The sequence below is a fragment of the Kitasatospora sp. NPDC057542 genome (assembly GCF_042801945.1).
GTDB lineage: Bacteria > Actinomycetota > Actinomycetes > Streptomycetales > Streptomycetaceae > Kitasatospora.
In genome coordinates, this window is the sequence record NZ_JBHVFE010000656.1 from 1 (window position 1) to 3788 (window position 3788).

The 3788-nt window shown below is 68.1% G+C and carries 6 protein-coding genes and 1 pseudogene; 1 reads left to right on the plus strand and 6 read right to left on the minus strand.

The genetic code is table 11. From position 1 onward, the window contains the following. Positions 1–141 precede the first annotated feature (141 nt). From ACFU7Y_RS41570 to ACFU7Y_RS41595, 6 genes and pseudogenes are all read right to left on the minus strand, one after another. Positions 142–324, minus strand: a complete 183-nt coding sequence (locus tag ACFU7Y_RS41570) for a hypothetical protein (protein ID WP_380771611.1) — start codon at positions 322–324, stop codon at positions 142–144. A gap of 16 nt (positions 325–340) precedes the next feature. After that, a pseudogene (locus ACFU7Y_RS41575) lies at positions 341–451 on the minus strand (LexA family protein); the annotation flags it as partial. Beyond that, positions 441–842 (minus strand): protease inhibitor I42 family protein, encoded by a 402-nt coding sequence (locus tag ACFU7Y_RS41580; RefSeq protein ID WP_380771602.1) that lies wholly within the window; start codon positions 840–842, stop codon positions 441–443. The pseudogene ACFU7Y_RS41575 and the gene ACFU7Y_RS41580, both read right to left, overlap by 11 nt. Before the next feature lie 68 nt (positions 843–910). Further along, positions 911–1300, minus strand: a complete 390-nt coding sequence (locus ACFU7Y_RS41585; protein ID WP_380771604.1) for a hypothetical protein — start codon at positions 1298–1300, stop codon at positions 911–913. Between the two features lie 8 nt (positions 1301–1308). Beyond that, positions 1309–2886, minus strand: coding sequence for a peptidoglycan-binding protein (locus tag ACFU7Y_RS41590; RefSeq protein WP_380771606.1), 1578 nt, complete (start codon positions 2884–2886; stop codon positions 1309–1311). Positions 2887–2888: 2 nt separating this feature from the next. Further along, on the minus strand, positions 2889–3116 hold the full coding sequence (locus tag ACFU7Y_RS41595) for a hypothetical protein (protein WP_380771608.1): 228 nt from the start codon (positions 3114–3116) through the stop codon (positions 2889–2891). A gap of 366 nt (positions 3117–3482) precedes the next feature. Here ACFU7Y_RS41595 and ACFU7Y_RS41600 point away from each other — a divergent pair. Then, positions 3483–3788: transposase family protein (locus tag ACFU7Y_RS41600; protein ID WP_380771609.1), on the plus strand; the 306-nt coding region annotated here is incomplete at its 3' end.

A 3788-nucleotide genomic window follows, 5' to 3' on the forward strand; every position in this document is an offset into this window, starting at 1 on the left:
ATCACCCGGGCCCCGACTGGCACGCCAGTACGGCCGACGTTCACACGAACGGGCGATCACGAACCGAGAGAAAGGGGACTTAACGTCCTCTCAGGAGCAGCCGGGATATTCGTTTCGGCGACACGGAGGCCGTTGGAGAGGCTAGATGCCCTCCAGATCCATCCACGCCACGTCGTTCAGCTCGACATCGAGGCCGCGGGCGCGGTGCCCGCGGTCCTGGAAGTAGTGCTCGCGCAGCGCCTCGGCGAGGATCGCTTCCTGCTGGGCCTGGGTGGCTCCGGCGTCGCGTGCGGCGTACAGCCGCCTGGCGACGTCGCCGGGCATCTTCTGGGTGATGACGCGCGGCCACGATGTCTCCGCTCTCGGCCACGGCCTGGCAGCGGACGGTGACCCAGTCGCCGTCGAGGAGTCCCGCGCCGATCATGGAGTCTCCACTTGGATCAGCGGACATCGATCGTGAACTGGCGCTTGGTCTGGTCAGGCCCGCCGGAGAACGTCCCGCCTGCCTGGTCGCGGAACCTGACGTGCACGGTAATGGTGGTGCGGCCGGGACTTTGGGCGCGGAAGGTGAAGTAGTAGTGGCCGCCCGTACCGAGCGCTCCGTTCCCACCGAAGCCGGGCAGGTCCTTGACGCCGAAGTTGTCGACGTACTCGTCGCCGGCGGCCTGCACGATGGCCGGGTCGGGGGCGGGGCTGGCCATGGTCCAGATGTCGCCCGCGTCCTGGTAGGCGAACACCTCGATCGAGAACAGCTCGCCGGGCTTGACGGTGAGCTGTCCCGAGGTCTGACTGAACACGGTGCCGTGGTCGAGTTTGCCGGTGGTCATCCAGTGGATGGTCACCGCGCCTACGGTGGCTGCGACAGCCAGCAGTACGGCCACTGTCAGCAGGACTCGGCGCCACCGCCTCCTCACGAGGTTGCCTCTCGGTGAGTGACGCGCAGCGCCAGCACAGCGGCGACCGCGTCGAACCAGCGGGCGACCAGCTGGTCCCCCGTCGGGTCCTGTACGACCATGGCGGCTGTCTGAAGCCAGCCGCGCGCCACTGCGGCCGCCGGGCCGGGCAGCGGCTCGGGCAGTGCGGCCGCGAAGCGGGTGCCACCGGAACGCACCACCTCGCCGAGGAAGACCAGGGCGCGCGGCATCACGCCGAGTCGGTCGACGGTGATCGCGGCAGCCACCGCGCCGTCGCCGAACAGCGCGGAGCGGTGCGGTCCCGGAGCCGGCAGGCCGAAGCGCAGCAGGATTTCGACGTCCAGCTCGGCGAGCTGGCTGTCGCTCTGGGGTTGTGGGGTGTTCAACTCGGGCCTCACTTGGGCATGCGGACGCTTCGGACATCGGGGTGCCTGTCGTCGGAGGCGCCCGCCATGTGGTTGTTGATGAAGTCGCTCTCACTGACCCAGACGGTGTAGCCCCAGGGGTTGTAGATCTCCAGCTGGTCGCCCCGGTGCCCGATGATCATCATCACGTGGCCGTGGGGGTCGAGCAGGGTTCCGCCGTGGACGGACAACGGGACGGGCTTGCCTTCGTCGACCTTCTGCTCGATCTCGGCCAGGGCGTTCTGGCGCTTGTCGCGGCTGTCGAGGTCCACGGTGTGGTACTCCGCGCCGGTGTGCGCGGCGATCTCGTCGTTGGCGATGTTCTTGGATTCCCAGTCGAACATCCCGCCCTTCCCCAGGTGCATCCAGGTGCGGGTGTCGTAGAGCCGGTTGGTTTCCTTCTCCCACCGCTCGAATGAGGCTTTGCCGTTGTCGTACGCCGGGTCGTCCGGGTGGCCGCCGGTGGTGAGCTGGAAGGCGAACAGCGGGTCGACCATCGCCCGGGCGGTCACCGTCGACGCCGCTACGCACGTCTCATGCTGGCCCTGGTCCCAGTTGACGCCCTTGTAGCCCGTCCCCGCCATCTGGGTGGAGGCCGCCTCGATCTGCACCGGGGAGATGCGCTCGGCCAGCCAGCCGGGGTTGTCGGCGTGCTCGTGGATCAGGTCGTCGAAGGCCTTGATCTCGTCGTAGCCGTGTCCGGCGGCGAGCGCCTTCATCAGGTAGGCGCGCTCCTCGGGGGACTTGCTGCCGGCCAGCAGCTGGTCGAAGCGGGCCCGGTCGGCGTCGCTCATCTTGTCCATGAACTGGCCCGCTCGGGTCACGTCATTGGCGGTGAGGATGCCGCCGTAGTCCTGGTTGCCGTTGACGGCCGCATCGGCGATGACCAGTTTGTCGGCGGCGCCGAGGCCCTTGTTCTTAAAGCGCGCGGCCAGCGCCTTGCCCGCCAGCGCGTTCAGCTCCCGGGCCGCGGCGCGGCCCGCGCTCTCGGCCTTCACCGCGGCGTCGAAGATCGACTTGATGCCCTCCTTCGCCTTGGCGTGGGCGGTGTGCATCTTGTCGTCATCCCAGTTGAACGGGTCCGGCGCACCGACGACGGTGATGTCGTGCAGCAGCTTCAGCGCCTCGCTCAGCGGAGCGTGGCCCTGCCCGTGCAGGTTCTGCGCCTCGCTCAGCGCGGTGGCCAGCGCCTTGAGCTGGTCCCGGCCCTTGCCCAGCACGTCGCGGCAGCGCGTCAGGTCGTCGGCGGAGGCCTTGACAACCTCGGCCGCCTTCTCCCCGACCTGCCCGGTCCAGGCGTCCGGCAGGTGCTGCGAGCTGACCTGCGCCACCTTCACCTGGATCTGGTCCAGCTGGCTGCTCGCCGTGTTGTACGCGGCGGCGAGTTCGCCCAGCTTGCCGGAGTCGCCCTTGGGCACGGGCAGCTGCAGGGCATCGTGCACCGCGTACTTGAGATCGCCGGCACCCCACATGCCGTGGGACTCGTCGATCGTCTTCTTCAGCTTCTCTACCTGCTGTCGCTGGCTGCCGGGCTTCTCACCGAGCGGATGCGCATCATGGTCCGGCACGGTCAGGCCCCCTGCTGCTGGTACTGCTGCTGGACGCCGTGGTCCGTCTTGGCATAGTTGGCCGCAGTAGTGTGCACCCTGCCGCCGAGGTCTGACAGCGCGTCAACGTTCACCTGGAGTTCGTCCTGCCAGGCCTGCCAGAACGCCTTCGCCGCATCACCCGCATACTCACCGAGGACGGCAGGGTCGGACATGTTCAGCTTGCCCAGGATCTCCTTGACGCCACCCACATCCCCGCTGGCCGAGACCAAGCGGTCACCCGCGTCCCCAAGCTTCTCCGGGTGGGCACTGAACCCCGTCCCGGTACCATCACTCCCCATGGTCCTCCCCCATTCCCCCTGATACGGTCCGTAGACCGCCGCACAGCATAGCGTCAGATTTGCCGCTCCGGATCGACAGGACCCCGGCGTAGAACAGTGCACGCACAATCCGCCCGACCTACGCGGAACGGTCACAGACTCAAGAGGATGTCTTGGTGAACCGGTCCGCGGTACGGGGTTTGTCCAGCCAACGGCTCTGTCCCGTAATCGGTGGTAACGAAGGGTGACGGGCGTCGTTGGCATGGTGTGCGAGGTGTCAACGAGTCTGTGAGCGTGGTGTTTTCGGGGTTGTCGGCGTTGGTCATCGAGGATGTGGCGGACGAGGGCGATCTGATCCGGGTGACGGCGCGGACCCGGGATGATCCGGTGCCGTGCCCCGTGTGTGAGACGCCGACAGGGCAGGTGCACGGTTTCCACGGGCGGAGGGTCGCGGACGTGCCGATGGACGGACGGCGGGTCGTCGTCTCGGTGAGGCTGCGGCGTCTGACGTGCCCGGTGCTCGGCTGCCGGCGGCAGACGTTCCGCGAGCAGGTTCCCGGCGTCGTGGAGCGCTACCAGCGCCGCACCAGCCGCCTGGCCGAC

Excerpts from the sequence above, each read along its gene's own strand:
- ACFU7Y_RS41570 (WP_380771611.1), bottom strand. The coding sequence starts at position 324 with ATGCCCGGCGACGTCGCCAGGCGGCTGTACGCCGCACGCGACGCCGGA.